26 protein-coding genes and 1 tRNA gene are annotated in these 25,290 nt (G+C 32.5%); 16 read left to right on the top strand and 11 right to left on the bottom strand.

Going from position 1 to position 25,290, the window contains the following annotated elements:
* Positions 1–47 precede the first annotated feature (47 nt).
* Complete coding sequence (locus B4E95_RS06170) at positions 48–755, bottom strand: 3'-5' exonuclease (RefSeq protein WP_291062384.1); 708 nt, start codon at positions 753–755, stop codon at positions 48–50.
* Positions 730–1,935, bottom strand: coding sequence for a serine hydrolase domain-containing protein (locus tag B4E95_RS06165; RefSeq protein WP_291062386.1), 1,206 nt, complete (start codon positions 1,933–1,935; stop codon positions 730–732). The genes B4E95_RS06170 and B4E95_RS06165 overlap by 26 nt, the downstream gene beginning before the upstream one ends.
* Positions 1,936–2,070: 135 nt before the next feature.
* Between B4E95_RS06165 and B4E95_RS06160 the strand changes: the two genes are divergently transcribed.
* From B4E95_RS06160 to B4E95_RS06150, 3 genes are all read left to right on the top strand, one after another.
* The gene (locus B4E95_RS06160) at positions 2,071–2,673 is read left to right on the top strand and encodes a superoxide dismutase (protein ID WP_038334988.1); all 603 of its coding nucleotides are present in this window, start codon (positions 2,071–2,073) and stop codon (positions 2,671–2,673) included.
* A 70-nt stretch (positions 2,674–2,743) separates the two neighbouring features.
* Complete coding sequence (folB, locus tag B4E95_RS06155; RefSeq protein WP_038334989.1) at positions 2,744–3,100, top strand: dihydroneopterin aldolase; 357 nt, start codon at positions 2,744–2,746, stop codon at positions 3,098–3,100.
* A gap of 52 nt (positions 3,101–3,152) precedes the next feature.
* A tRNA-Cys gene (locus B4E95_RS06150) sits at positions 3,153–3,223 on the top strand.
* Between the two features lie 476 nt (positions 3,224–3,699).
* Here the strand turns inward: B4E95_RS06150 and B4E95_RS06145 are convergent.
* On the bottom strand, positions 3,700–4,098 hold the full coding sequence (locus tag B4E95_RS06145) for a DUF4296 domain-containing protein (protein ID WP_219034038.1): 399 nt from the start codon (positions 4,096–4,098) through the stop codon (positions 3,700–3,702).
* Positions 4,095–4,817 (bottom strand): polyprenol monophosphomannose synthase, encoded by a 723-nt coding sequence (locus B4E95_RS06140; protein WP_291090713.1) that lies wholly within the window; start codon positions 4,815–4,817, stop codon positions 4,095–4,097. Before B4E95_RS06140 ends, B4E95_RS06145 begins: the two co-directional genes overlap by 4 nt.
* Positions 4,818–4,883: 66 nt before the next feature.
* On the opposite strand from B4E95_RS06140, the gene B4E95_RS06135 reads away from it, so the two are divergent.
* From B4E95_RS06135 to recJ, 3 genes are read left to right on the top strand one after another with little or no spacing between them, the layout of a single operon-like run.
* A complete protein-coding gene (locus B4E95_RS06135; protein WP_219034040.1) occupies positions 4,884–5,558 on the top strand; it encodes a DUF4271 domain-containing protein in 675 nt (224 codons plus the stop codon).
* A gap of 7 nt (positions 5,559–5,565) precedes the next feature.
* A complete protein-coding gene (locus B4E95_RS06130) occupies positions 5,566–6,315 on the top strand; it encodes a uroporphyrinogen-III synthase (RefSeq protein ID WP_019974792.1) in 750 nt (249 codons plus the stop codon).
* 48 nt (positions 6,316–6,363) lie between these two features.
* Positions 6,364–8,064 (top strand): single-stranded-DNA-specific exonuclease RecJ, encoded by a 1,701-nt coding sequence (gene recJ, locus B4E95_RS06125; RefSeq protein WP_038336744.1) that lies wholly within the window; start codon positions 6,364–6,366, stop codon positions 8,062–8,064.
* Here recJ and rsmI read toward each other — a convergent pair.
* Entirely contained in the window at positions 8,061–8,735 is a 675-nt protein-coding gene (rsmI, locus tag B4E95_RS06120) for a 16S rRNA (cytidine(1402)-2'-O)-methyltransferase (RefSeq protein ID WP_291090709.1), read from the bottom strand. The two genes, recJ and rsmI, sit on opposite strands and share 4 nt — an antisense overlap.
* Before the next feature lie 133 nt (positions 8,736–8,868).
* On the opposite strand from rsmI, the gene B4E95_RS06115 reads away from it, so the two are divergent.
* Entirely contained in the window at positions 8,869–9,180 is a 312-nt protein-coding gene (locus B4E95_RS06115; RefSeq protein ID WP_291090707.1) for a hypothetical protein, read from the top strand.
* A 13-nt stretch (positions 9,181–9,193) separates the two neighbouring features.
* Here the strand turns inward: B4E95_RS06115 and B4E95_RS06110 are convergent, their stop codons facing one another.
* Both B4E95_RS06110 and B4E95_RS06105 read right to left on the bottom strand, forming a co-directional pair.
* A complete protein-coding gene (locus B4E95_RS06110; RefSeq protein ID WP_221854390.1) occupies positions 9,194–9,688 on the bottom strand; it encodes a DUF4252 domain-containing protein in 495 nt (164 codons plus the stop codon).
* Between the two features lie 62 nt (positions 9,689–9,750).
* Entirely contained in the window at positions 9,751–11,502 is a 1,752-nt protein-coding gene (locus tag B4E95_RS06105) for a 1-deoxy-D-xylulose-5-phosphate synthase (RefSeq protein ID WP_291090705.1), read from the bottom strand.
* Positions 11,503–11,573: 71 nt separating this feature from the next.
* Here B4E95_RS06105 and B4E95_RS06100 point away from each other — a divergent pair, with 71 nt between their 5' ends.
* Genes B4E95_RS06100 through B4E95_RS06085 form a run of 4 tightly spaced genes read left to right on the top strand, consistent with a single transcriptional unit; the run spans position 11,574 to position 15,211 of the window.
* A complete protein-coding gene (locus tag B4E95_RS06100; RefSeq protein WP_280037310.1) occupies positions 11,574–12,152 on the top strand; it encodes a DUF3109 family protein in 579 nt (192 codons plus the stop codon).
* Positions 12,153–12,163: 11 nt separating this feature from the next.
* Positions 12,164–13,825 (top strand): DUF6909 family protein, encoded by a 1,662-nt coding sequence (locus B4E95_RS06095; RefSeq protein WP_291090703.1) that lies wholly within the window; start codon positions 12,164–12,166, stop codon positions 13,823–13,825.
* Positions 13,826–13,830: 5 nt separating this feature from the next.
* Positions 13,831–14,835 (top strand): Gfo/Idh/MocA family protein, encoded by a 1,005-nt coding sequence (locus tag B4E95_RS06090; RefSeq protein ID WP_291052149.1) that lies wholly within the window; start codon positions 13,831–13,833, stop codon positions 14,833–14,835.
* A complete protein-coding gene (locus B4E95_RS06085; RefSeq protein WP_038336752.1) occupies positions 14,816–15,211 on the top strand; it encodes an acyl-CoA thioesterase in 396 nt (131 codons plus the stop codon). The genes B4E95_RS06090 and B4E95_RS06085 overlap by 20 nt, the downstream gene beginning before the upstream one ends.
* Positions 15,212–15,254: 43 nt before the next feature.
* Here B4E95_RS06085 and B4E95_RS06080 read toward each other — a convergent pair whose 3' ends face one another.
* The 3 genes from B4E95_RS06080 to B4E95_RS06070 form a co-directional block, all read right to left on the bottom strand.
* Positions 15,255–15,551: a type II toxin-antitoxin system RelE/ParE family toxin gene (locus tag B4E95_RS06080; protein WP_280049943.1), complete on the bottom strand. Its 297-nt coding sequence runs from the start codon at positions 15,549–15,551 to the stop codon at positions 15,255–15,257.
* The gene (locus B4E95_RS06075; protein ID WP_280062188.1) at positions 15,536–15,769 is read right to left on the bottom strand and encodes a hypothetical protein; all 234 of its coding nucleotides are present in this window, start codon (positions 15,767–15,769) and stop codon (positions 15,536–15,538) included. The genes B4E95_RS06080 and B4E95_RS06075 overlap by 16 nt, the downstream gene beginning before the upstream one ends.
* Positions 15,770–15,879: 110 nt before the next feature.
* Entirely contained in the window at positions 15,880–16,401 is a 522-nt protein-coding gene (locus B4E95_RS06070) for an acyl-CoA thioesterase (protein ID WP_180905719.1), read from the bottom strand.
* A 180-nt stretch (positions 16,402–16,581) separates the two neighbouring features.
* Here B4E95_RS06070 and B4E95_RS06065 point away from each other — a divergent pair, with 180 nt between their 5' ends.
* The 4 genes from B4E95_RS06065 to B4E95_RS06050 all read left to right on the top strand — a co-directional run bounded on the left by B4E95_RS06065 (position 16,582) and on the right by B4E95_RS06050 (position 22,842).
* Positions 16,582–16,977 (top strand): hypothetical protein, encoded by a 396-nt coding sequence (locus B4E95_RS06065; RefSeq protein ID WP_180905720.1) that lies wholly within the window; start codon positions 16,582–16,584, stop codon positions 16,975–16,977.
* Positions 16,978–17,132: 155 nt separating this feature from the next.
* The gene (locus B4E95_RS06060; protein WP_219034048.1) at positions 17,133–18,215 is read left to right on the top strand and encodes an efflux RND transporter periplasmic adaptor subunit; all 1,083 of its coding nucleotides are present in this window, start codon (positions 17,133–17,135) and stop codon (positions 18,213–18,215) included.
* 18 nt (positions 18,216–18,233) lie between these two features.
* On the top strand, positions 18,234–21,401 hold the full coding sequence (locus B4E95_RS06055; RefSeq protein WP_291090700.1) for an efflux RND transporter permease subunit: 3,168 nt from the start codon (positions 18,234–18,236) through the stop codon (positions 21,399–21,401).
* Positions 21,394–22,842 (top strand): TolC family protein, encoded by a 1,449-nt coding sequence (locus B4E95_RS06050; protein ID WP_291090698.1) that lies wholly within the window; start codon positions 21,394–21,396, stop codon positions 22,840–22,842. The genes B4E95_RS06055 and B4E95_RS06050 overlap by 8 nt, the downstream gene beginning before the upstream one ends.
* 78 nt (positions 22,843–22,920) lie before the next feature.
* Here B4E95_RS06050 and B4E95_RS06045 read toward each other — a convergent pair whose 3' ends face one another.
* Complete coding sequence (locus tag B4E95_RS06045) at positions 22,921–24,075, bottom strand: SPOR domain-containing protein (RefSeq protein ID WP_291090696.1); 1,155 nt, start codon at positions 24,073–24,075, stop codon at positions 22,921–22,923.
* A gap of 88 nt (positions 24,076–24,163) precedes the next feature.
* Between B4E95_RS06045 and dprA the strand changes: the two genes are divergently transcribed.
* A complete protein-coding gene (gene dprA / locus B4E95_RS06040) occupies positions 24,164–25,261 on the top strand; it encodes a DNA-processing protein DprA (protein ID WP_286495283.1) in 1,098 nt (365 codons plus the stop codon).
* The last annotated feature ends 29 nt before the right edge of the window (positions 25,262–25,290 follow it).

Below are 25,290 nucleotides of genomic sequence, written 5' to 3'. Positions count from 1 at the left end.
AAAGATATAGAATAAAAAATCCGCTCATTGAGCGGATTTTTTTGTTTTTATAAATCTTCTTTTCGTTGTAAAGGTTTATCGTAGCGCATTTTCCTGAAAACATTAATCAAGGTTACAACATCTTTTTCACAATAATCTTTGATGCGTTCGACATTGTTTTCATCGTAATAAACTCGCGCAACTTGCGAACCATCGATATCATCTTTTGGTGTTGGAATTTCGAAAACATTTGCCAATAAATCTAATGATGTAAAGTTCTTATAATCACCAAATTTCCATAACTCCATTGTGTCTAAATGCTGAACTTCCCATGGTTTTTTACCAAATAATTGCAAAATAGCTGGAATTTCAATTTGATTAATCATCATTCGGCGAGCGATGTACGGAAAATCGAATTCTTTTCCGTTGTGCGCACATAAAATATGATCAGGCTTGAAAAAGTTTTCAATTAGCATTGAATTAAAATCTTCTAACAATTTTTTCTCATCATGTCCATAAAAACTTTTGATGTGAATAAAAGAATCTTTAACAACAATTCCGACCGAAATACAAACTATTTTACCGAATTCAGCCATAATTCCAGCGCGTTCGTGATAAAATTCTTCAGGAGAAACTTCATTATTATTGCGCTGATAAGCCGTTTTCTTTTCCCAAAGCGCTTGTGTTCTTTCAGACAAAAGATTCCAATCATCGGTTTGTGGAACCGTTTCGATGTCTAAAAATAATATTTTACTGTATGGAATTCGTTGGATCATTTTCTTTCATTTTTTGATTAATTCGCATCGCTTCGTCTATCAATCGGTAAACATCGCCATCTGCAATGGGACGATTATTTGGCTGATCATTATGCGTTTTTCCAGTTCGAACAACAACTAATTTTTCTGAAGGAATTACAATGATACGTTGTCCCAAATGTCCTAACATTGCATAAAAAGGCGTTTTGTAATTGTAATCCATCCAAACTGAATAACCATAAATTTGTGACTCATTTGGTCCGAATGCTTTTTTGTTTGGTAAAACCATTTTCTGAACAAATACTGAATCTAAAATTTGTTTTCCGTACCAATTTCCATCATTCAATAATAATTGTCCAAGTTTGGCAAAATCTCGCGCTGTTGCATTGAAGCAACAATAGGTTTTCTCCATTCCTTTCGGATTATCTTTCGACCATTGTGCATCTAATTCCATACCCATTGGTTGCCAAAATTCTTCTTGAAAATATTGTGATAACGATTTATTTTTCAGCGCGCGTTCAATCACAATTCCTAATAATTGCGTGTCACTCGATTGATATTTGAAATATCCGCCAGGTTGAGAAACAAATTTTCGATCTAACATTTGTTTAACGATATCATCACCGTAATACGCTTTTGCAGTAGGATTGAGCGGAAAATAATAATCTTCGTCCCAATCATAACCAGAAGTCATCGCAGATAAATCGCCAACAGTACATTCAGCACCAAATTTATCATCTTTAAATTCGGGAATGAAATCTGTTATTTTTTGATCTAAATCTTTGATATAACCTTGATCAATCGCTTTTCCCAACATCATTGTCGTGAATGTTTTCGCCATCGAAAAAGAATTGGTAATATCATTTTGCGCATATCCATTAAAATAATATTCGCTCAAAATTTGATTATCTTTTATAATAACCAATCCAGCAGTTCCGAAATCGTTCATCTCTTTTTCGAAGTTAGCTGACAACGGAAATTGATTATAATCTAAATGTTGATGCCAAACTCGCGGTGCACCTGCCAAAATTACATTGTTATCAAAATCTTTGTAATCGTTGATATTGGCAGTGCTTTCACCTTTCATATAGGTTAATTTTACGCCACGAAAAATGTAGTCATTCCCTGTTGTATAAAGAATTAGGATTAATACACAAATGATTATGATGAACCATTTTATTATTTTCCAAAGTATTTTCATTTCAAAAATTTAGAATCTTTTACTAAAATAAGCTTTTACTATTAAATAATGTTAAAATTCTATCATTTCGGAATCATATTTGTTGAGTTATTGTGTATCTTTATACAAGAAAATTAAATCTAAAAAATAAATATTATGGCTTTTGAATTAGCAAAATTACCTTATGCATTTGATGCATTAGAACCTCATATTGACGCAAAAACAATGGAAATTCACCATGACAAACACCATGCTGCGTATACAAATAACTTGAATGCTGCTATTGAAGGAACTGATTTAGCAAACGCTACAATCGAAGAAATTTTAGCAAAAGGAACTGACAAACCAGCTGTTCGTAACAATGGTGGTGGTTTTTACAATCACAATTTATTCTGGGAAATTTTAACTCCAGGTGGTGCTAATCAACCAACTGCAGAAGTTGCTGATGCAATTAACGCTGCTTTTGGATCTTTTGAAGCTTTCAAAGATGAGTTTTCTAAAGCTGCTGCAACACGCTTTGGTTCTGGATGGGCTTGGTTAATCGTAAAAGATGGTAAATTAGTTGTAACATCAACTCCAAATCAAGATTCTACTTTGATGCCAGTTGCTGATGTACAAGGATTTCCAGTTTTAGGATTAGATGTTTGGGAACATGCTTATTACTTAAATTACCAAAACCGTCGTCCTGATTATATCGAGGCTTTCTTCTCTGTAATTAACTGGGATAAAGTTGCGGAAAGATTTGCATCTGCAAAATAATAAGGTTTAAAAAAATTAAACAATACAAGACTTGTGTAGAAATACGCAAGTCTTTTTTTATCTTTGAACTATGGGAGTAATTATTTTAGAAAATATAAAAATATATTCGAATCACGGATGTTTAGATGAAGAAGCGCGCATTGGTTCTGATTATTTGGTTGATTTGGAAGCGCATGCAGACTTTACGAAAGCAACAGAATCGGATGAATTGGTTGATGCTTTGGATTATGTTTCGTTAAATAAAATTGTGAAGGAAGAAGTAGGTATTCGTTCAAAACTTTTGGAACATGTTTGTAAAAGAGTGTTAGATCGTATAGGTCAAGAACTTACGAATGTCACGTATGCAAAAGTAAAATTATCAAAGCTGAATCCTCCTATTGGTGGGCATGTAGAAAAAGTGAGTGTTATTTTAGAAAAATCGTATTAAACTTTTTTTTTCTGAAATTATTGCTATATTTGCAGTCCAAAAGAACGGGAATGGTTCCTTGACCGAGAGGCTAGGTAGCGGTCTGCAAAACCGTCCACAGCGGTTCGAATCCGCTAGGAACCTCATAAGCTCTAATCAAATTGATTAGAGTTTTTTTTATTTTTATTCATTTACTTTTCTACAAAAAAAGCCTCACAATAGTTATCGAAAGGCTTTTAAATCTATCAACTATTAACTACCTGTGAGTAGTTATTACCTTATGCAATATTGCGAAACTAAGATGATTTCCTTTAAGATAAATACAGGGATTTGTTCGTTAAGAATTCAAAAATATTAAGATGGTTAAAGCAGCTATTATAATTAAAATAGAAACGATAACGACGTCTTTATAATTGATTGTTTTCGACCCAAATCCAACTTTCTTTGATTTACTTATCTTTTTAGATTGCATCAGAAGGATTTTTTAGTTGATACAAATATAGATTATAAATTTAATTGATTAAGAAGTTTATAATTAAATAATTGTAAAAATTACAATGTAATTATAAGGTAAATTATAACAAACAAAAAACCTCAAGCGATTCACTTGAGGTTTTTTGTTATTTTTCTGCTTCTATAGTATTATTTAAGCTATTCTTTTGATTTTTTTGACGCTCTTTTTCTTCGTCAGATAATTTATCTTCAAGATTTTTTTTCACATCATTTAGCATTTCTTTGAATTTTTCAGGCTGCATCATATAATATTTGTAGCTCTCAGAAAATTGATGAAACGTGATATCATAACTTTTCATAATATCTACGGCATCTTTTGCTAAATCTATACTTTGATCTTGTTGTTGAGTAGGAAACATCTGCAAGCCTTGTTGACTAATATATAAATCAGTAAGAATATCAATCATTTCAGATTTACCGATGAGATCTTTTGGTTTGTCGTAATTTTTTGGTGCGCAACTAAAAATACTCAAAAAAATCAGTGATAAAAAGATCAAGTTTTTCATAATTTGCCAAATATTTTTCTTAATCGTAACGAAATTACACCAAAAACGGCTTCTCCAATAATATCAGAACTAATTTTTGATTCGCCTAAAGTTCTGTCTGTAAATATAATTGGAACTTCTTTTAGTGTAAATTTTTTAGTCCAAGTTTTGTACTTCATTTCAATCTGAAATCCATACCCTTTGAATTGTATTTTATCCAAATCCAGAGACTTCAACACGTTTGCTCTATAACCAACAAACCCTGCTGTAGCATCATGAACAGGTAATCGCGTGATGATGCTCACATATTTCGACGCAAAATAAGACAATAAAACTCTGTTCATTGGCCAATTCACAACATTTACACCATTAGAATAGCGTGAGCCAATAGCTAAATCGGCACCATCTGCTAAAGCTTGGTATAAGCGAGGTAAATCATTTGGATTATGCGAAAAATCGGCATCCATTTCGAAAATATATTCGTAATTATTTGCTAAAGCCCACTTAAATCCATGTACATAAGCGCGTCCTAAACCATCTTTTGTGGTACGAATTTCTAAATGCAAACGTCCATTAAACTCAGGAATCAAACGTTTTACAATATCATTCGTTCCGTCTGGGGAACTGTCGTCAACAATAAGCACATCAAATGCTCCGTCAACAGCCAAAGCTGCACGAATAATGGCTTCTATGTTTTCTTTTTCGTTATAGGTCGGGATAATAACTAATTTGTCCGACATAAATATTATTTTGTGGGCATAAAGATAGTTATAAGATTGTTAGTCTTTTGTATTTTTGAAAAAATTATGAAAACAAACGATTTAATCTCGATAGGAAAAAATACACTTGGCAATGATACTGTTCTTATTGCTTTGACGGTGTGTTTGTTATTGGTTTGTGCAGCAAAATACTTGTTTGCTAAAAATTTCAAAACGCTAGATAATAAAACCGAATACATGAGTTTTACAGATGATAATACGACGTTATTTAGTTTTATTGTCAATGGTGTGACGGTTTTACTGATAAGTTTGTTGTTGGTTTCGTATTTTGATATTACGTATAATCATATTCCAAATTTTAAGTTTTATTATCTTTCACGTGTCGGAATTACCTTTGGTGTAATCAGTTTGATTATGCTCTTTAGGTTGATGATTGAGGTAATTTTTTATCGTGTTTTCTACGAATCTAGTTCTCTTTCATATTTTATGAAAAGTTCGAGTTTTGTTAATGCAAAAAATGTTTTACTCTTACTTATTATTTGTTTTTTGTTTTTTTACACACAAATTAACAAAGATTACTTGATGGTGATTGGCTTTATTTTGTTGTTTTTGAATAGAATATTCGAAATTTATCATATATACGCAAAACAAATAAGTGACAATAAATCAGTTTGGTATTATAATATTTTGTACCTTTGCACCCTAGAAATTTTACCTATAATGGTTTTAGCAAAACTATTAATTGTAGGTAAAGTAATCTAAAATTACTATGAAAGTTAAATCAATATTAGTATCTCAACCTAAGCCTCAGGCAGAAAACTCGCCATACTACGAGATTGAAAAAAGAAATAAAATCAAAATTGATTTTAGACCATTTATCCAAGTTGTCGGAATAGACGCTAAAGAAGTAAGACAACAAAAAATTGACTTTAGCAAAGTGACTGCTGTAATTTTTACAAGTAGAAACGCTATTGATCATTTTTTTCGTTTAGCAGAAGAAATGCGCTTTACTGTTCCAGATTCTATGAAATATTTCTGTGAGTCTGAAGCAATTGCATTCTATTTACAGAAATACATTGTTTACAGAAAACGTAAAATTTATATTGGAGAAAAAGTTTTTGCTGATATGGTGCCTTTATTTAAAAAGCACAAAGACGAAAACTTTTTATTACCAGCATCTGATGTTTTAAAACCAAATGTTCCTACTTTACTAGATAGTTTAGGATTAACTTGGCAAAAAGCAACTTTGTTTAGAACTGTTTCGAGTGATTTATCTGATTTGTCTGATGTAAAATACGATATTTTAGTATTTTTTACACCTTCAGGAATCAAATCATTATTCGAAAATTTCCCAGATTTCGTGCAAGAAAATACAAGAATTGCCGTTTTCGGGAAATCGACAGTAGATCAAGCAAAAGAGATGGGATTACGTGTAGACATTGAGGTGCCAACACCACAAACGCCTTCAATGACAATGGCGTTAGATAAATACGTGAAAGAAGCAAATAAATCAAAATAATATTCGCTTTACCCTTCTCTCTAATTAAAAAATATGTAAATTAAAGAGATGGAAAAAAGATGGGAAATAAAAGAACAGCCCAATACTGAAGTTGTTAAGGATTTAAGAGAATCGCTTAACATTTCTGAGGTGCTTGCTATTTTATTAGCCCAACGTGGAATTACGAATTTTGCGCAAGCCAAATCATATTTTAATCCATCCTTAGACGAATTGCATGATCCTTTTTTGATGAAAGGAATGTCTGATGCGGTTTCACGTATCAAAAATGCAATTGATGACGAAGAAAATATCTTAATATTTGGAGACTACGATGTAGATGGAACAACAGCCGTAACTTTGTTTTACGAATTTCTGACTTCTATCTACTCGAAAGTCTTTTTTTATATTCCTGACCGAAATAATGAAGGTTATGGAATCTCTCAGCAAAGTATAGAATTCGCTGTACAAAACAATATTTCACTTGTAATTGCTTTAGATTGTGGAATAAAAGCACACGAAGAAATAAAATATGCTCAATCAAAAGGCATCGATTATATTATTTGTGATCACCATTTACCAGATCGTTCTGTGCCAAAAGCCTACGCGGTTTTAGATCCGAAACAAAAGGGTTGTCGTTATCCTTACAAAGATTTGAGCGGTTGTGGCGTTGGGTTTAAATTGGTGCAAGCTTATACAGAGAAATTCAATCTTCCGAAAGAAAATCTTTTACCACTTTTAGATTTAGTTGCAGTAAGTATTGCGGCTGATATAGTTCCGATTACAGGAGAAAATCGTGTGTTGGCCTATGCTGGCTTAAAACGATTAAATTCAGATCCTCGTTTGGCTTTTCAGCAATTAATTCCGACTAATATTAAAAATAATGTCAATATTTCGAATGTTGTTTTTTCTATTGCACCAAAAATTAATGCTGCAGGCCGTATCAAACATGGTTCGGAAGCGGTTCGTTTTATGTTGAGTACAGATGAAGAGGATTGCCGTAAATATTTGAATGATATTAATTCATTAAATAACGAACGCAAAACCTTGGATCTTGATATGACGCATGATGCACTTTTTCAATTGGATCAAATCAATACCAAAGAAAAATATTCGACCATTGTTTACGATGCTTCTTGGAATAAAGGAGTAATCGGAATTGTTGCTTCTCGTTTGGTCGATTTGTATTATAAACCAACCATTGTTTGCACGAAGAATAATGAAGGCGAAATTGTATGTTCGGCTCGCTCTATTCAAGAGTTTGATATACATTCGGCAATCGAAAAAAACAAAGATTTGTTAACACAGTTTGGTGGACATATGGCTGCTGCTGGTTTGGCAATGAAAGAAGAAAACTTTGAAGAATTCAAGATTAGATTTGATCAAACAGTGAAAGAAATGTCGAATGGAAAACATTTTACGCCATCAATTTTGATCGATAAAGAGATTTCTTTTAAGGATATGACACGTTCTTTCTTGGAATCGGTGATGCGAATGGCGCCTTTTGGACCAGATAATATGAATCCTGTTTTTATTTCGAAGGATTTATTAGCAACGGATTTCCGATTAGTTGGTAAAGAACACGCCCGTTTGTACGTACATCAGCGAGATACACGTATTACGTTTCCTGCAATTGGTTTCAAATTAGGGAAATTTGGACCAAAATTAGAGAAAGGACAATCGTTTGATATGGTTTACACAATCGGAATGAATTATTGGCAAGGAAAAGGAACTTGGCAATTGAATATCAAAGATATTCGCTTCAACGATTAATGATGTCCTTCTATAACCAAAACCATTTCACCTTTTAAATTTCTTTTTTCAGCTATTTCGGCTAATTCAGTTAATGTTCCGCGTAAAGTTTCTTCAAATTTTTTCGAGATTTCGCGTGATAAACTTGCTTTGCGTTCAGCTCCAAAAGCTTCGGCTAAATCTTTTAATGTGCGTCCAATTTTATGTGGAGATTCGTAGAAAATCATCGTTTTCTTTTCTTCTACTAATGAATCTAATTTCGATTTTCGACCTTTTTTCACAGGTAAAAATCCAACAAAAGTAAATTCATTATTTGGTAATCCAGAAACAACTAATGCAGGAACAAAAGCGGTTGCACCTGGTAAACATTCGATTACGATATTATTTGCCACACATTCTTTTGCTAATAAATAACCTGGATCAGAAATACCTGGAGTTCCGGCATCAGTAATAATCGAAATGATTTGACCATCTTTTAGCTGACGAATAATATCTTCAGTTGCTTGATGCTCATTGTGCATATGGTAGCTACGCATTGGAGTAGAAATTTCGAAATGTTTCAGTAAAATACCACTATTTCGCGTGTCTTCTGCCAAAATCACATCCGATTCTTTTAGCACATCAACCGCTCTAAATGTCATATCTCCCAAATTTCCGATTGGCGTCGGAACCAAATATAATTTTCCATTCATGCGACAAAGTTAAGAAGAATTGTTTTGAGATAAAATTTATCTATCTTTAATGTATAACTCTAATTTCATTATGATGAAAAATTACCGATTTCTTGGATTTATGATTCTACTTTTTATCTCAAATAGCTGTTTGATGGTGAAATTGCCTGAAGCTAAGACAGAAATAATAGTTGTAAAAGACTTTGGGAAATCTTGTTTAAATTATGATGATGAAGATTATTTAGCTGAAAAAACTCGAAAGTCAAAAAAGAATTTCACAACTTCTCTTTATACAAATAAAGGTTGTAAAGATTTATACATTTTAGATGATAGTAAATTAAATATTAAAAAGTTTTATAAGAATACAAAATTATTTATAGATCATCAAGCAATAGTTTACTTTAGAGAATATAATTTTAAAGGAAAAACGATCAAAGTTGTGTATAAAATAAAACCAGCTAATTAGCTGGCTTCTTATATTATTTCAAAATATCTGCTAAATCTGCAATATCTTCAGCTGAAACTTTGTCCAAAATTTTATCTAAATCTGTTCTAGGAATATCTAATTTAGAATCGATAACCAATACATTTCGCAAACCGTTAATTCCAAAAATCATTTTCTTAACTCGTCCGCCATCTTCTTGTAATGAAATGTTCAAACGGTTATCTTTCGCTTTGAATTTGACTAAGTTCTCATATTTTTCACCACGCATAGATGATTGTAAATCGTTCATGATTCTTTTTTGCTTTCCTTGTCCAGCATCTGAAACAACAAAAACTTTAGCCGATTTTAAATAATTAAATAAATCTGTTCCACCAGCTTTTCCAGCTAATTTCAACGCAAAAGAAGGTAAAGGAATTACAGTAGATTGATTATCATATTTTTTGTAGAATTCTTGCATGTTGCTTGTTGTACCGCAAGATTGCAATGTTAACAATACTGCTATAAAAGATAAACCGATTATTTTTTTCATTGTTCTTGTGTTTATAAATTAGAAAAAGCTATTACAACTCTCGTACCGAAAATTATTAATTTTTAGGATTGTTGAATTTTTAGGTAGGAAAAAATCATTTCTAAAATCGATGAATCATCTAAACCAATCATTTGTTCTAATTCGGTAATCGAAGCGTGTTCGATAAATTCGTCTGGATAACCGTTGATTGTAATATTTCCTTTGTAATGTATTGAATTCAGAAACTCTAAAATTCCACTTCCGAAACCACCTTTTTTTATTCCATCTTCAAAAGTTAGAATGGTAGAATATTTTAATGAAATAGCTTTTAAGCGAGATTCATCCAAAGGCTTGATAAATGGAAAATCAATCAAAGCGACTTTATCTTGAAGATGATTTTGGATGATAATTTCTTCGATTCGAGAACTAATCAATCCAGTTGAAAGAATTGCTAATTGACTTGCTTCAAAAATAATTTCAGATTGACCGATTTCTATTTTTTTGACTTTAGAATTGCTTGTTTGGATATTATTTTTTGGATAACGAATAGCAAATGGTTGAGTTGTAAACTGCGCTGTGTACAATAGATTTTTGAAATCTTTTTCGTTTCGAGGCGAAGACACAATCATATTCGGAATTTCGCGCAAATACGCAATATCAAAATAACCATGATGTGTCGCGCCATCTGTACCAACGAATCCTGCACGATCAATACAAAATACAACAGGTAGATTCTGTAACGCTACATCGTGAATGACTTGATCGTATGCACGTTGTAAAAATGTCGAATAAATCACACAATACGGAATGGTATTTTTCGTCGCCAGACCAGCTGCAAACGTCACCGCATGTTGTTCTGCAATCCCGACATCAAAAACACGTTCAGGAAAATCTTGATGACATTTCACCAAATTACTTCCTGTTAACATTGCAGGCGTTATCGCAACGATTTGTGAGTTATTTTCAAGTAATTGATGCATGGTTTCACCAAAAACATCTTGATACGATTTTTCTTTTTTCTTTGATTTTATTTCGCCCGTTTCTTTATCAAACAAACCTGGAGCATGCCATTTTACTTGATCGATTTCGGCTTTTTCGTAACCTTTTCCTTTTATTGTTTTGATGTGTAAAACTTTCGGACCTTTTATAGAATCAGCTTTATTGAAAGCATTTAATAATTCATCAAAATTGTGTCCATCAATTGTTCCAATAAAATTTAAACCGAAATTGGTAAAGATATTTTCGGATTGATTTTCTAAAGATTTAAAATGTTTTTTCAATCCACCAACCGAAGGATCAATTCCGATATCATTATCATTCAAAATCACTAAAACATCCAAATCTGTTGATCCAAGATGATTTAATGCTTCTAAACTCATTCCAGAAGTAATCGATGCATCACCAATAATTGCAATGTGTTTTCTATTGATTTGATTGATTTTATCTGCTGTTGCCATCCCAACAATTGCTGAAATAGATGTAGAAGAATGTCCCGTTCCAAATGTATCAAACTCACTTTCTATACGCGTTGGAAAACCAGAAATACCATCTTTTTGACGAAGAGAATCGAAAATTTGTTGACGACCAGTCAAAATTTTATGTGGATAACATTGATGACCTACATCCCAAATCAACAAATCTTTAGGTGTATTGTAGTGATAATGTAAAGCAATCGTTAATTCAATCACACCCAAACTAGCACCTAAATGTCCTGGTTTTACACTCAAAGTATCCAAAATAAATTCGCGCATCTCGTGAGCTAAAGCAGTTAATTGAGACGCTTCAAAAGTCCTAAGTTCCTTAGGATGATTGATTTTTGAAAGTAGATTATCCATTATTCTTTTACAAAATTACATTTTTCTGAGGAAAATTCCGTACCTTTGCATGTTACAAAATTTAATGTAACATGTTCCAAATAGGAAAAACCCTTGTATCTGAAGAACTACTAAATGAAGATTTTGTTTGTAATCTGAACAAATGTAAAGGGATTTGTTGTGTAGAAGGTGACGCAGGAGCGCCTTTGAATGATGACGAACTAATTGTATTAGACGATATTTATGAAGATGTAAAACCTTATTTGCGTCCAGAAGGAATTGCGGTGATTGAGCAAGAAGGTAAGTACACAATGGATACTGACGGCGATTGGGTAACTCCATTAGTCAATAATCGTGAATGTGCCTATTTAGTTTTCGAAGAAAATGGTTTTTCAAAATGCGGTATTGAAAAAGCATACGAAGATGGAAAGGTCGATTACAAAAAACCAATTTCTTGTCATTTATATCCAGTTCGTGTTAAGGAATATTCAAATTTCACTTCTGTGAACTATGATGTATGGGATATCTGCTCAGATGCTTGTACCTTAGGAAAAGAATTGAAAGTGAATGTTGCAACATTTGCAAAAGATTCGTTGGTCCGAAAATTTGGACAAGAATGGTACGATGAATTAATGGCCATTCAACAAGAATTGAACAACCAAAAAAAGTAAAAAAAATTATTATGTCAATAACAAGAGCAAGAAGATCTACTGACGCTATTGAAAGATTATATATCTCTATGCGTCATTTATTTCATAGAGGAGTGTACCGTCCATCTGGTGCGCCTGGAAAAATATTAAGAAATTTATTATTCGAAATCAATCCTGAAATTTACGGATCAATGACAGATCCAAACAAAGTAGAATTAAGCGGATTAATGTACGTTTTAGATCGTTTACCAGAAGGAATCGTAGAAACACCTTATGTGTCTTTTACATCTGACGAAGGATATGATCGTTCTATTTTTACGCCAATTATTCCAGCAAAACGTCGTCGTTTTTGCTATAGAATTGATGATGACCAGATGAATATCGAAATTTCTCGCGGTCGTTCTGATATTTATGATGTGTTGACGCACTTAACGTTTTTATACAATGAGGCGGATAAAATCAGAAATAGAGCATTCAGTAACGAAACACTTTCTAAAAGTAGAGCGTGGGAATTTATCGAAAATGTTGTATTCAATGAAGTTGAAATTTCTCGTAAAGAACGCGAAGTTGCTTTGATGCATTTATCGACGATTTTAGGAAGAACGTTTGAAGAAACACAAGAAATTCATCATTATTTCAGTAAAGCAGACGACAAAGATTATTTTTTCCGTGTAGTTTATTGGATGGGATATACTAGCCAACAAGATCGTATCGGAACAAAGAAACGTGAAATTACATTTACGTCTACTTTACGTGAATCGATTGGTCATCACATGATTGGAGAAAAATGGGCGAATGAAATCAAACGTGTATTATTCGAAAATAATCTTCAAGATAAAAACATTCACATCATTTCTGCTAATATGCATAGTGTGTCTAATATGTTGTATGCCTATGATGGATTAAAAAGAAAATACAAAAATGATGGTGTAGAAATTTACGAAGATTTGAGTGCGGCAAACAACAAAATGTTGCGTGATTCGTTAAATGAATACACTCAACAAAATGGTTTAGTTTACATCAAAGATCAATCAGGAACAAATATCGATATTCAAATTATTGATTTATCTAAAGTAAACATTGCCAATTCTGCGTTTTCTTACGCAAAAGATAAGAACAATGAGGTGATTATTGTGATGGATTATGCCTTTGGTGAGCAAGCATTTGAGGCGATGGATGAGTTGTTGAAACCATACAAAGTAGGAGATGTAAAATTCAAAATGAATGTAAAATCTGTTGCGATTATGGGTAAAGCTGGTATTCTTGAAGGAATAAAAGGTGATATAATGATTGCTACAGCGCATGTTTTCGAAGGAACAACAGATAATTATGTTTTTGATAACGAATTAACCGCTGCAGATTTCGAAGGACAAGGTTTAGGTGTTTATGAAGGACCAATGATTTCGGTTTTAGGAACATCATTACAAAATAAAGACGTTTTAGAGTATTTCAAAAATTCGTCTTTCCAAGCGATTGGATTAGAAATGGAAGGTGCGCATTATCAAAAAGCGATTCAGGTTGCGTCAAAAATTAGACATCACATCGATAAAGATGTTAAAGTAATGTATGCTTATTACGCTTCTGATAATCCGTTAGAAACAGGAAGTACATTGGCTTCTGGAGGTTTAGGATTAACAGGTGTAAAACCAACTTATCTAATCACACAAAAGATATTAGAAAAAATTATTAAATAAATTCAATGAAGAATTTTTCCATTTTAGGCTACGGTCATATTGGACGTGTACATCAACAAGCGATAGAGGAAACGGAAAACGCACATTTAATTTCGGTGATTGATTTTAATTTACCAGAAGATTTACCTTTCAAAGGTTATTCAACACTTGAAAGTTTTTTGAACGAAGATCAAGAAACTGATGTTGTTGTGATTGCTACGCCAAATGGTTTGCACCGCGAACATGCGATTCGTTGTTTAAAAGCTGGGAAAAATGTTTTGATTGAAAAACCAATTGCATTAACTGTAGAAGATGCAAAGGAAATATTGAAAGTTGCGGAAGAGAAAAATCTTAGAGTTTTTACGTCGATGCAACTTCGTTTTTCTCCAGTTGTGCAATATGTAAAGAATTTGATTGACAATAATTCGTTAGGAAAAGTTTTCATGGTGAATATTAATTGCTATTGGAATCGTAACAAGAATTATTACAAGTTGCGCGAATGGCACGGAAACCAAGAAATGGACGGAGGTGTTTTGTTTACTCAATTTTCACATTTTGTTGATATCATGAATTTTTGGTTTGATGAGGTAATTTGTACAAATTCTAAAAGTTTCAATTTTACACATCAAGAAGTGACAGAATTTGATGATTCGGGTTGTGTTGATTTTACGGCTGATGGAGCAATCGGACATATGATTTATACAACGTCAGTTTTCAATAAAAATTTCGAAAGTAATATCACGCTTATTGCGGAGAAAGGAACAATTAAGATTGGAGATCAATATCTTAATCAAATGATTTATTCTGATTTAAAAAATGTGTGTTGTTCAAACAAAATTTCTACTGAACAAAAGAATTTTCATCCCAACGCCATTACCGAGATTTCTGATGCGTTAATTCGTCACAATGAATCTTTGTTAGATGGAAAATATGCTGTAAATTTAGTTAAGTTTATTTCGGATGCGAATCATTTGGCAACAGAAAATAAACAAGAACTTAAAACAGAGAACTATGAAATTTCACACTCGTAAATGGGTAAAACCCGAAGATCTTAATCCAAATAAAACACTTTTTGGAGGAAAACTTTTGGCTTGGATTGATGAAGAAGCGGCGTTATATAGCATTGTGCAATTAGAAAATTCACATGTTGTAACTAAATATATGTCGGAAATCAACTTTATGGCTTCGGCGCGTGAAGGTGATATTGTAGAAATAGGAATTGAGGTGGTGAAATTTGGAACAACTTCATTGGTTTTACAATGTGAAGTACGTAACAAAATGACGCATGAAACCATTATTACAGTCGATCGAATTACGATGGTTAATTTAGATGCAGAAGGAAAACCAAAACCGCACGGGAAAACACAAATAGAATATGTGGTGGATCGTTTAGCTGGGAAAGGTTAAAAAATTATATCAATAAAAAAGTCGAAACAATGTTTCGACTTTTTTATTTTATTCTGAATTTATTCGGCTTTTGTTTTGAACTTTTTATCGTTAAAATATAGAGATTTGAATCTTTTACTTCATAAAATAGAAGATATTCTTTAATAATTTTGACTCTAACATCTTCAAAATTTGTTTTTCTTCCAATTTCAGGAAATAAGATAATTAGATTGATTTGATTTTGAATTAATTGAAAAAGTTTTTGACTATAAATAGTTGATTTATTTCGATTTTTCCAATAATCAAGAATGTCGAATAATTCATTTTTTGCTTGAGTTGTCCAAATTATTTTTTCAACCATTCATTCATTTCTTCGTTAACAACAGAATTTGACAAAACATTGTTACTCGAAATCTGATTTTTAGCTTCTTTTATAGCAAGTTCTTCTTCTTCAGAAACTTCATAAATAGAACTTTCGGTTTGAAATTTCAATAATTCTAAAATTTCTTCTAATTTCATTTTATCATTCAGATTTGAAATTTGTAAAATTAGTTCCAATTTTAAATCAGAAATACTCATATTGTTTTGTTTTAGAATAAGATAAAGTTAATGAAAAATTTAAAACATAAAAAATCGCAGAATTTTAATTAAATAAATTCAACGATTTAGATGATATTATAAAAAAGAATTTATTCTGCTATAAATAACGATTTCAATTCGTGTGCATCAGCAGGATTCATTCTTCCAGCTAAAATCAAACTTAATTGTTTACGACGCAAAGCAGCTTCATAACGTTCGATCTCTTGTTCAGATTCTGGAATTAATTCAGGAACTTGAACAGGTTTATTGTCATTATCAACGGCTACAAATGTGTAAATACCGCTATTTGTTTGGTTATAAACACAATTTTCATAATCGTAAACGTAAACATCAACATAAACTTCCATCGAAGAATTAAATGCGCGAGTTACCTTAGATTCTAACTTCACCGTACTTCCCATCGGAATCGGAATGTTAAACGCAACGTGATTGACACTTGCTGTTACAACCAAAAAACTTCCACCATGCATTTTCGCAGAAATAGAAGAAATTCTGTCCATAGAAGCCAATAATTCGCCTCCGAACATGTTTCCTAAATTGTTGGTTTCATTCGGTAAAACCAAGTTTGTCATTACTGCTAACGACTCTTTTGCTGTTTTTGCTTTCGCCATAAACTTTTGTTTGTTGGATGCAAATTTCAACAAAATATTCGAGTTTTGAAACAGTTATTATCGTTGTGTTAAGTGTTTGTAATTGAGTTTTTTATTAAATCAATAAAATTTTATAGTTAAAAAATGTTAATATAGATTATTGTATTATTTCAAGTCTTACATTTGAACAGAATTATGAAAATGTTTATCACATACTTGCTATCTGCTTTGTTTCTGCTATTTTTTGCGGAAACTAAAGTGTTTGCGGGTACTCAACATTTTCAAGGAAATTTAACTTCACAGACGGTTGTTAATGATAATACACATATTTATCACGCAAGTAAAATTGTTGAGACGAAATTTTCTAAAACTTCAAATTCAAATCAATTTCAAGAATTTAATCCAAGTATCGAAACGATTGATGATGATTTTCAGACATCAAACAAAATCGATTTAGAAACTTGTATCAAACTATTAAGTGTCGTTCTGGTTTTAAACTTTATAATTCAAGGTTTAAGAAAGAAACACATCTTCTACAATAAAACCATCAAATTTTCGAGTTGTAAGTACATTTTGTTACGTACAATTAGAATTTGATTGATTTCTTAAATTTAATAATTACACTAAAAATTAGTGTTCAGTCCATGAATAGCTGAATGTTAGCCAATTTTTGTATGTAATATTTTTTGGTAAAACTACTTCTGCCAAGAAATCCATTTAATCAAATTTTACATTTAATAGTTAGAAGAATTATGAAAAGAGTCGCATTATTTGTTGCTCTGAGTACTGTATTGTTGACAACAAGTTGTTCATCAAAAAAACAGGAAAAAGAAGAAGTGAAAGATTATCCAATCACAACGCCAATCAAAATGGATACGATTGTAGATAAGGATTATGTTGCCCAAATTCAGTCGGTACGAAACATCGAAATTCGTGCGCAAGAAAAAGGTTATTTACAAAAAGTTTTTGTGGATGAAGGTCAACATGTACAAGCTGGTCAATTGTTGTTTCGCATTATGCCTTCGATGTATCAAGCCGAATATTTGAAATCGAAAGCTGAGGTAAAAGAGGCACAAATTGAATTGCAAAATTCAGCAACTTTGGCTGATAATAATGTCGTTTCTAAGAACGAAAAAGCCATTGCGCAAGCACGGTTAGAAAAATCGAAAGCAGAAATGCAATTGGCTCAATTACATTTATCATTTACAGATATTCGTGCGCCATTTTCTGGTGTTATAGATCGAATTCCGATGAAATTGGGAAGCTTGATTGACGAAGGAATGTTATTGACAAATTTGTCTGATAACTCATCAATGTTTGCTTATTTCAACGTTTCTGAGCCTGAATATTTAGATTATCAAACAAATATTCAAGATAGAGCGAATAAACAAGTTTCGTTGATTATGGCGAATAATAAACCTTTACCAGAAAAAGGTTTGGTAGAAACGATAGAAGGAGAATTTAACAACGAAACAGGAAATATTGCGTTTCGTGCACGTTTTGCAAATCCAAATCATCTGTTAAGAAATGGTGAAACAGGGAAAGTAAAAATGACAGTTCCGTTACATGATGCTTTATTAATTCCACAAAAAGCAACTTACGAAATTCAAGATAAAACCTACGTTTTTGTAGTAGATAAAAATGGTGTTGTGAAATCAAGAAACATCACGATTGGTTTAGAAATGCCTGATGTTTATGTGGTAGAAAGTGGACTTTCGGAGAAAGATAATATTCTGTTAGAAGGTGTTCAGAAAGTGAAAGATGATGATAAAATCAAAACGAAATTTATTGCACCAAGAAAAGTTCTTTCATCGTTAAAATTAAAATCAAACTAATCTAAAAAATTCAAAGTTATGTTTGATAAATTTATTCGAAGACCCGTTCTTTCGATTGTCATTTCGTTGATTATAGTTTTCTTAGGAATTCTATCATTAGTCAAATTACCTGTAACGCAATTCCCATCAATTTCGCCTCCAAAGGTGAATATTACAGCAGAATATCCTGGTGCGAATAATGAATTATTGATCAAGTCGGTTGTAATTCCATTAGAACGCGCGCTAAATGGTGTTCCTGGAATGAAATATATTACATCTGATGCCGGAAATGATGGTGAAGCGTCTATTCAAGTCATTTTTGATTTAGGAACTGATCCAAATATTGCAGCTGTAAATGTGCAAAACCGTGTTTCTTCGGTTGTCAATAAACTTCCGCCTTTAGTAGTTCGAGAAGGTGTGAAAATTACGCGAGAAGAATCAAATATGTTGATGTACATTAACTTGTATAGTAATGATCCAAAAGCAGATCAACAATTTTTATATAATTATGCAGATATCAATATTTTATCTGAGTTGAAACGTATAAATGGAGTTGGAGATGCAGATATTTTAGGAAACCGAGAATATGCAATGCGTGTGTGGTTGAAACCAGATAGAATGCAAGCCTATAATATTTCTGCGGATGATGTGATGAAAGCGTTGGATGAACAAAGTATTGAAGCTTCGCCAGGGAAAACAGGGGAAAGTTCTGGTAAACGTTCAGAAGCTTTTGAATATGTATTAAAATATTCAGGTCGATACAACACAAAAGAGCAATATGGAAACATCATTTTAAGAGCAAATCCTGATGGAGAAATCTTACGTTTAAAAGATGTTGCTGATATAGAATTTGGAAGTTCGATGTATGATATTTACTCAACATTGAACGGAAAACCTTCTGCCGCAATTGTGATAAAACAATCGTACGGAAGTAATGCGAGTGAAGTGATTAAAAACATCAAAGAATTAATGGCTGATCTTAAAGAGAATAATTTGCCAAAAGGAATGGATTACGAGATTTCATATGACGTTTCGAAATTCTTAGATGCTTCAATGGAAAAAGTGGTACATACACTTTTTGAAGCTTTCGTTTTAGTTGGGATTGTTGTGTTTTTATTCTTAGGTGACTGGCGTTCTACATTAATTCCTGCGTTGGCGGTTCCTGTTTCTTTGATAGGAACTTTTGCTTTAATGAGTTTCTTTGGAATTACATTAAACTTGATTTCTCTCTTTGCTTTAGTTATGGCGATTGGAGTTGTTGTCGATGATGCGATTGTGGTGATAGAGGCTGTTCACGCGAAGATGGAAGAGAAAAATCTTTCGCCTTTACGAGCGACGGAAGAAGCAATGCGTGAAATTAGTGGAGCAATTATCGCAATAACATTTGTAATGGCAGCCGTGTTTATCCCAGTTGCGTTTATGTCTGGCCCTGTTGGTATTTTTTATCGTCAATTTTCGATTACGATGGCGACATCAATTATTTTATCAGGAATTGTTGCCTTAACGCTTACACCAGCTTTATGTGCAATGATTTTGAAAAATAATCATAATCAACCAAGAAAGAAAACGATGCTAAATAAATTTTTGTTGAAGTTTAATAATTTGTTCAACAAAGGATCTTTTAAATATGAAAAAGTTTTAACCAAAACAGTTAACAAACGCACTGTTACATTCGGATTTTTACTAGCATTTTGTGCTGGAGTTTTCTTTTTGAATAATAGTTTGCCTTCTGGATTTATTCCAAACGAAGATCAAGGAATGTTTTATGCGATTATTCAAACACCTCCAGGTTCTACGTTAGAAAGAACAAATGAAGTTTCTCAAAAATTACAAAAAATAGCGGAAGGAATTGATGGCGTTTCATCAGTTTCATCTTTGGCTGGTTATGAGATTTTGACAGAAGGAACAGGAGCAAACTCTGGAACTTGTTTGATTAACTTGAAAAGTTGGGACGAACGTTCTAAATCTGCTGAAGAAATCATCAAAGAATTAGAAGAAAAAACTGGGAATATTAATGGTGCAAATATCGAATATTTTCAACCACCATCTGTTCCTGGATATGGTGCTGCAGGAGGTTTCGAGTTGAGATTGTTAGATAAAGCGGGTAGTGGAGATTATCATAAAATGGAAGAAGTGAGCCGTGATTTTGTAAAAGAATTAACTCGTCGTCCAGAATTGAGTTCTGTATTTACATTTTATAGTGCTTCTTTCCCTCAATATGTCTTGAAAATTGACAATGATATTGCCGAACAAAAAGGAGTTTCGATCGAAAATGCGATGGATAATTTATCAACATTAGTTGGTTCTAATTACGAAACAAGTTTCATCAAATTTGACCGACCTTATAAAGTGATGGTACAAGCTTCGCCAGAATATCGTGCGTTACCAGAAGATTTATTGAAATTGTATGTGAAAAATGATCAAGGTGAAATGGTTCCATATTCAGCTTTCATGAAAATTGAAAAAGTATATGGATTATCAGAAATTACGCGTCACAATATGTATAATGCAGCAGAAATTAGTGGTACGCCAGCACCAGGTTATAGTAGTGGACAAGCGATTGCAGCGATTAATGAAGTAGCTAAAAATACATTGCCTCGCGGCTTTGGAATTGATTGGGCAGGAATCTCGAAAGATGAGGTTTCTCGTGGAAATGAAGCGGTGATTATTTTCGCCATTTGTTTAATTTTCGTTTACATGATTTTAGCAGCACAATACGAAAGTTTTATTTTGCCTTTACCAGTTATCATTTCACTACCAACAGGGATTTTCGGAGCATTTTTCTTCTTGAAATTATTAGGATTAGAAAATAATATTTATGCACAAGTTGCAATGGTGATGTTGATTGGACTTCTCGGTAAAAATGCGGTGTTGATTATTGAGTTTGCAGTACAAAAACATAACGAAGGTTTATCAATTGTAAAATCAGCGATTGAAGGTGCGGGTGTTCGTTTCCGTCCAATTTTGATGACATCATTTGCGTTTATTGCAGGTCTTATTCCGTTGGTTATTGCTTCTGGTCCGGGAGCAGTAGGAAATAGAACAATTGGTACTGCTGCTGCAGGCGGAATGTTGTTCGGAACTATTTTCGGGTTGTTTATTGTACCCGGTTTATATGTTGCGTTTGGCGCTTTGGCGGATAAAATGCAATTGGTGAAATATGAAGATGAAAATCCTTTAACAGAAGAAATCACGGAAGATGAATAAAAATAGTTTAAAAAATATAATTGCAATAAGTCTTTTTGGACCGATGATTTGGAGCTGTAAAGCTCCTGCGGTAAGCAAAGAGATTGAAAATCATCAAGCACCAAAAATTCCAGAAGCTTATCAAAATGTGCAAAATGATGATGCACCAAGTTCTGGGTTGACGCCTTGGAAACAATTTTTTACTGATCCAAATTTGGTCGTTTTGATTGAAGAAGCGTTAAAAAATAACCAAGAATTGATGATTACACTTCAAGAAATTGAGATTTCTAAAAATGAAGTGTTGTACAAAAACGGAAAATTATCGCCAAATGTTTCAGCAAATGCAGGAATTGGAGTTGAGAAAGTTGGTCGTTATACAAGTCAAGGTGCTGGTGATGCTTCGACTGAGATAAAACCCGGGAAAGAAATGCCTGATCCTTTGATGGATTATGCGATTGGATTGAGCGCTGATTGGGAAGTTGATATTTGGAAAAAATTACGTAATTCGAAAGATGCTTCGATTGCGCGATATTTATCAACGGTAGAAGGAAAGAATTTTGTTTTGACAAATTTAATTTCAGAGATCGCATCGTCTTATTATGAATTATTGTCTTTAGATAGTCAATTGGAGTTAATTCATCGAAATATTGAGTTACAGAAAGAATCACTTCGTGTAGTTAAAATTCAAAAGGAAGCAGCGCGTGAAACTGAATTAGCGGTGAAGAAATTTGAAGCAGAATTATTAAAATCAGAAAGCGAAGAGTTTAATATTAAACAAGATATTACGGAAACCGAGAATAGGATTAATGCTTTATTGGGAAGATATCCGCAAAAGATAAAACGTGATGGTTCGTCATTTATGGATTTGATTCCACAAACAGTACATGCAGGAATTCCTTCTGAATTATTATCAAATCGTCCTGATATCAAACAAGCAGAATTAGAGTTAAAAGCTTCTGCTTTAGATGTGAAAGTGGCTCGTGCAGAGTTTTATCCGTCACTTAATATTTCTGCGGCTTTAGGACTAAATGCGTTCAAACCATCTTATTTGGTAAAAATGCCAGAGTCTATTTTATATTCGTTGGCTGGAGAATTAGCTGCGCCTTTAATCAATAAAAGTGCGATAAAAGCGGAGTTTAATACAGCAAATGCTCATCAAATACAAGCGTTGTACGAATATGATAAAACGATTTTAAATGCTTATTTAGAAGTGTCAAATCAAATGTCGAAGATTAATAACTTAGAACAAAGTTATTCGTACAAAGATAAACAGGCGAAAGCACTTGTAGAATCTATTGATATTGCGAATCAGTTGTTCAAAAATAATAGTGCAGATTATCTAGAAGTGTTAACAACTCAACGTGATTTATTGGATGCAAAAATGGAATTAATCGAAACAAAAGAAAAACAATTAAGTACAGTTGTCGCTATATACAAAAGTTTAGGTGGTGGCTGGAAGTAGTTTTCATATTCATTCTAACAAAGAAATAAGCTGCCTTTTGGGCAGCTTATTTCGATTTATATTGTATTAAAAAATGATTTAATTTTCAGTTCTAACCCAAGTTCCAGGAGACTTTTTATTCACATCATTCATATATTTTTGCGCGTCTTCTATGTTATTGAAGCTGCTATATGTAACATAATAATAGCGACCTTTTACATAAGAAACTCCTGCATCTTTGTAACCTTGTTTTTTCAATTCTCCAACCAAACGATCAGCATCTTCTTGACGTTTAAGCGAAGCCGCAATTACTTGATATTTTTTATTGTTAGATTTTGAAGTTGTTTTAGTTGCAACTTCTTTTTTGTCCTCAACTTTCTTTTCAGCTGTTTTAGGAGCTTCAACTTTCGTTAATTTTTTTGTTTCTGTTTTTACAATTTCTTTTGTCGAAGGCTTTTCCTTTACAATTGCCGTAATCTCCTTTTCAGTTTCATTCAGTTTCGTTTCCTTTACAACTGTAATTTCAACTTTTTTAGGCGTTTCAATTGTATCTGTTTTCGTTACCGTTTCGGCAATCTGATATTCAACTAAAGAAGGCTCAGCAATCGTTTGCGGCATATTATACACATCGTATTGCACTGTAGGTTTTTCAGTTTTGGTTGCGTCATCTTTACCAATCATTGGTAAAACCAAACCGCTCCATTGTTCTGTTACGAATTCTTGTACGGGTTGCGGCGTATTAAAATATAGGAAGCCACCAACAATAATGGGAATTAATGAGGCTGCGGCTAAAAATTTTGACATGTGTTTGTTAGAGGTTTTAGTTTTAGACGAATCTAAAATGTAATTGGCTTGTAAATTTGAAAGACCATAAGCGGCGATGAAATAATTTTGAGCATTTTCTGGTTTGAAGTCAATTTTTCCAGTGTCATTAAATTGTAATGATCCGATATTTTGTAAGGTTAAAACTTTTCCATTTTTCAAATGTTCTTGCCAAAAATAAACTTGTTCATTCAAAAATGTTTGCGCATTTTCAAAAGACATTGGCTCATCTTCTACAATTTTATTCACCAAAACACCATCACTTTTTGTTAAAGTTGTATTGAAAGAAAGCTCTTTTCTTGGTGGAATAAATGTGTTTGTTTGCTCGTCAAACGCCACATTAGCATTGTTTGAGATAAACGCTCCAAAGTTTGGAACGATTACACAATCGTGCTGAAATAATAATTGACTAATATGCTCTTCTAACCTCATACTACGAAATTAACATTTTTTTTAGATTTAGCAAAAAATAAATACTTAAAATTCTGCTTAGTTGGTTTAATATTAGTAATTTAACAAAATGCAAACCGATTTACCATATATTTTAGCACTTTCTTTTCAGAAAGGAATTGGCGATATCACAGCTCGAAAAATTATTCAATTTTTTGGTTCAGCACAGGCTGCTTGGAATTGTAAACCAAAAGATTTGCTGCAAATTTCGGGGATTGGACAGCAAATAAGCAAAGATTTTGGGAATAAAAAATGGTTAGATTTAGCTTTTAACGAAATAGAATATTGTAAAAATAATCAAATCAATATTTTAACTTTTTATGATGAAGCTTATCCACAATTCTTAAAAGAATGTATTGATGCACCTTTGGTGATTTTTTGTAAAGGAAGTTTAGAATTTAATCAATTCAATAACAAAAAGATTTCGATTGTTGGTACGCGAAAAATGACTAATTATGGACGAAATTTTATTACTGAATTAATCGAAGGTTTAGCAGATTTTGATGTTACAATTGTGAGTGGATTGGCGTATGGTTGCGATATAGAAGCACATACAAATGCGCTCAAAAATAATGTTGCAACATGGTCGGTAATGGGAACAAATTTTGAACGAATTTATCCTGCTACTCACAAAAAAATTGCGATTGAAATTTTACAAAAAGGAGGTTGGATAACGGAGCAACCAAGTTTTAAAATTGCTACACCTGAAGCTTTTTTGCAACGAAATCGGATTATTGCAGGCTTATCAGATGTTACAATTGTGGTAGAATCTGCTTTTAAAGGTGGAAGTTTGGTGACTGCAAAATTTGCAAATGAATATAATCGAGAAGTGTTTGCTTTGCCAGGGAAATCAACGGATGCGTTGAGTATTGGGTGTAATTATTTGATAAAATCTCATCAGGCTTATTTGGTCGAAAATTCGAAAGATATTATTGATTATTTTAACTTCAATTCGAAGAAGAAACCAAAACAAATAGATTTGTTTATTGAGTTTTCTAATGATGAAAATTTAATTGTAAATTATCTCAAAACCAATGGAAAACAACATATTGATAAAATGTCTTTTGACTTAAATTTGAAATCCTACGAATTGATGCCAGTTTTATTAGATTTAGAATTGAAACAAATAATTTCTACTCTTCCAGGTAAATTTTATGATTTATTGTAACAAGCAATACAATTTTTAGCAAGTTATTT

This window comes from Empedobacter sp. UBA7494 (assembly GCF_002478465.1).
Classification (GTDB): Bacteria; Bacteroidota; Bacteroidia; order Flavobacteriales; family Weeksellaceae; genus Empedobacter; species Empedobacter falsenii_B.
This window is presented reverse-complemented; position numbering and strand designations above follow the sequence as displayed.

Bases quoted from the DNA above. Each gene is read 5' to 3' on its own strand.
- B4E95_RS06170 (WP_291062384.1), bottom strand. From the start codon at position 755: ATGATCCAACGAATTCCATACAGTAAAATATTATTTTTAGACATCGAA.
- B4E95_RS06165 (WP_291062386.1), bottom strand. From the start codon at position 1,935: ATGAAAATACTTTGGAAAATAATAAAATGGTTCATCATAATCATTTGT.
- B4E95_RS06160 (WP_038334988.1), top strand. From the start codon at position 2,071: ATGGCTTTTGAATTAGCAAAATTACCTTATGCATTTGATGCATTAGAA.
- folB (WP_038334989.1), top strand. From the start codon at position 2,744: ATGGGAGTAATTATTTTAGAAAATATAAAAATATATTCGAATCACGGA.
- B4E95_RS06145 (WP_219034038.1), bottom strand. From the start codon at position 4,098: ATGAAAAACTTGATCTTTTTATCACTGATTTTTTTGAGTATTTTTAGT.
- B4E95_RS06140 (WP_291090713.1), bottom strand. From the start codon at position 4,817: ATGTCGGACAAATTAGTTATTATCCCGACCTATAACGAAAAAGAAAAC.
- B4E95_RS06135 (WP_219034040.1), top strand. From the start codon at position 4,884: ATGAAAACAAACGATTTAATCTCGATAGGAAAAAATACACTTGGCAAT.
- B4E95_RS06130 (WP_019974792.1), top strand. From the start codon at position 5,566: ATGAAAGTTAAATCAATATTAGTATCTCAACCTAAGCCTCAGGCAGAA.
- recJ (WP_038336744.1), top strand. From the start codon at position 6,364: ATGGAAAAAAGATGGGAAATAAAAGAACAGCCCAATACTGAAGTTGTT.
- rsmI (WP_291090709.1), bottom strand. From the start codon at position 8,735: ATGAATGGAAAATTATATTTGGTTCCGACGCCAATCGGAAATTTGGGA.
- B4E95_RS06115 (WP_291090707.1), top strand. From the start codon at position 8,869: ATGGTGAAATTGCCTGAAGCTAAGACAGAAATAATAGTTGTAAAAGAC.
- B4E95_RS06110 (WP_221854390.1), bottom strand. From the start codon at position 9,688: ATGAAAAAAATAATCGGTTTATCTTTTATAGCAGTATTGTTAACATTG.
- B4E95_RS06105 (WP_291090705.1), bottom strand. From the start codon at position 11,502: ATGGATAATCTACTTTCAAAAATCAATCATCCTAAGGAACTTAGGACT.
- B4E95_RS06100 (WP_280037310.1), top strand. From the start codon at position 11,574: ATGTTCCAAATAGGAAAAACCCTTGTATCTGAAGAACTACTAAATGAA.
- B4E95_RS06095 (WP_291090703.1), top strand. From the start codon at position 12,164: ATGTCAATAACAAGAGCAAGAAGATCTACTGACGCTATTGAAAGATTA.
- B4E95_RS06090 (WP_291052149.1), top strand. From the start codon at position 13,831: ATGAAGAATTTTTCCATTTTAGGCTACGGTCATATTGGACGTGTACAT.
- B4E95_RS06085 (WP_038336752.1), top strand. From the start codon at position 14,816: ATGAAATTTCACACTCGTAAATGGGTAAAACCCGAAGATCTTAATCCA.
- B4E95_RS06080 (WP_280049943.1), bottom strand. From the start codon at position 15,551: ATGGTTGAAAAAATAATTTGGACAACTCAAGCAAAAAATGAATTATTC.
- B4E95_RS06075 (WP_280062188.1), bottom strand. From the start codon at position 15,769: ATGAGTATTTCTGATTTAAAATTGGAACTAATTTTACAAATTTCAAAT.
- B4E95_RS06070 (WP_180905719.1), bottom strand. From the start codon at position 16,401: ATGGCGAAAGCAAAAACAGCAAAAGAGTCGTTAGCAGTAATGACAAAC.
- B4E95_RS06065 (WP_180905720.1), top strand. From the start codon at position 16,582: ATGTTTATCACATACTTGCTATCTGCTTTGTTTCTGCTATTTTTTGCG.
- B4E95_RS06060 (WP_219034048.1), top strand. From the start codon at position 17,133: ATGAAAAGAGTCGCATTATTTGTTGCTCTGAGTACTGTATTGTTGACA.
- B4E95_RS06055 (WP_291090700.1), top strand. From the start codon at position 18,234: ATGTTTGATAAATTTATTCGAAGACCCGTTCTTTCGATTGTCATTTCG.
- B4E95_RS06050 (WP_291090698.1), top strand. From the start codon at position 21,394: ATGAATAAAAATAGTTTAAAAAATATAATTGCAATAAGTCTTTTTGGA.
- B4E95_RS06045 (WP_291090696.1), bottom strand. From the start codon at position 24,075: ATGAGGTTAGAAGAGCATATTAGTCAATTATTATTTCAGCACGATTGT.
- dprA (WP_286495283.1), top strand. From the start codon at position 24,164: ATGCAAACCGATTTACCATATATTTTAGCACTTTCTTTTCAGAAAGGA.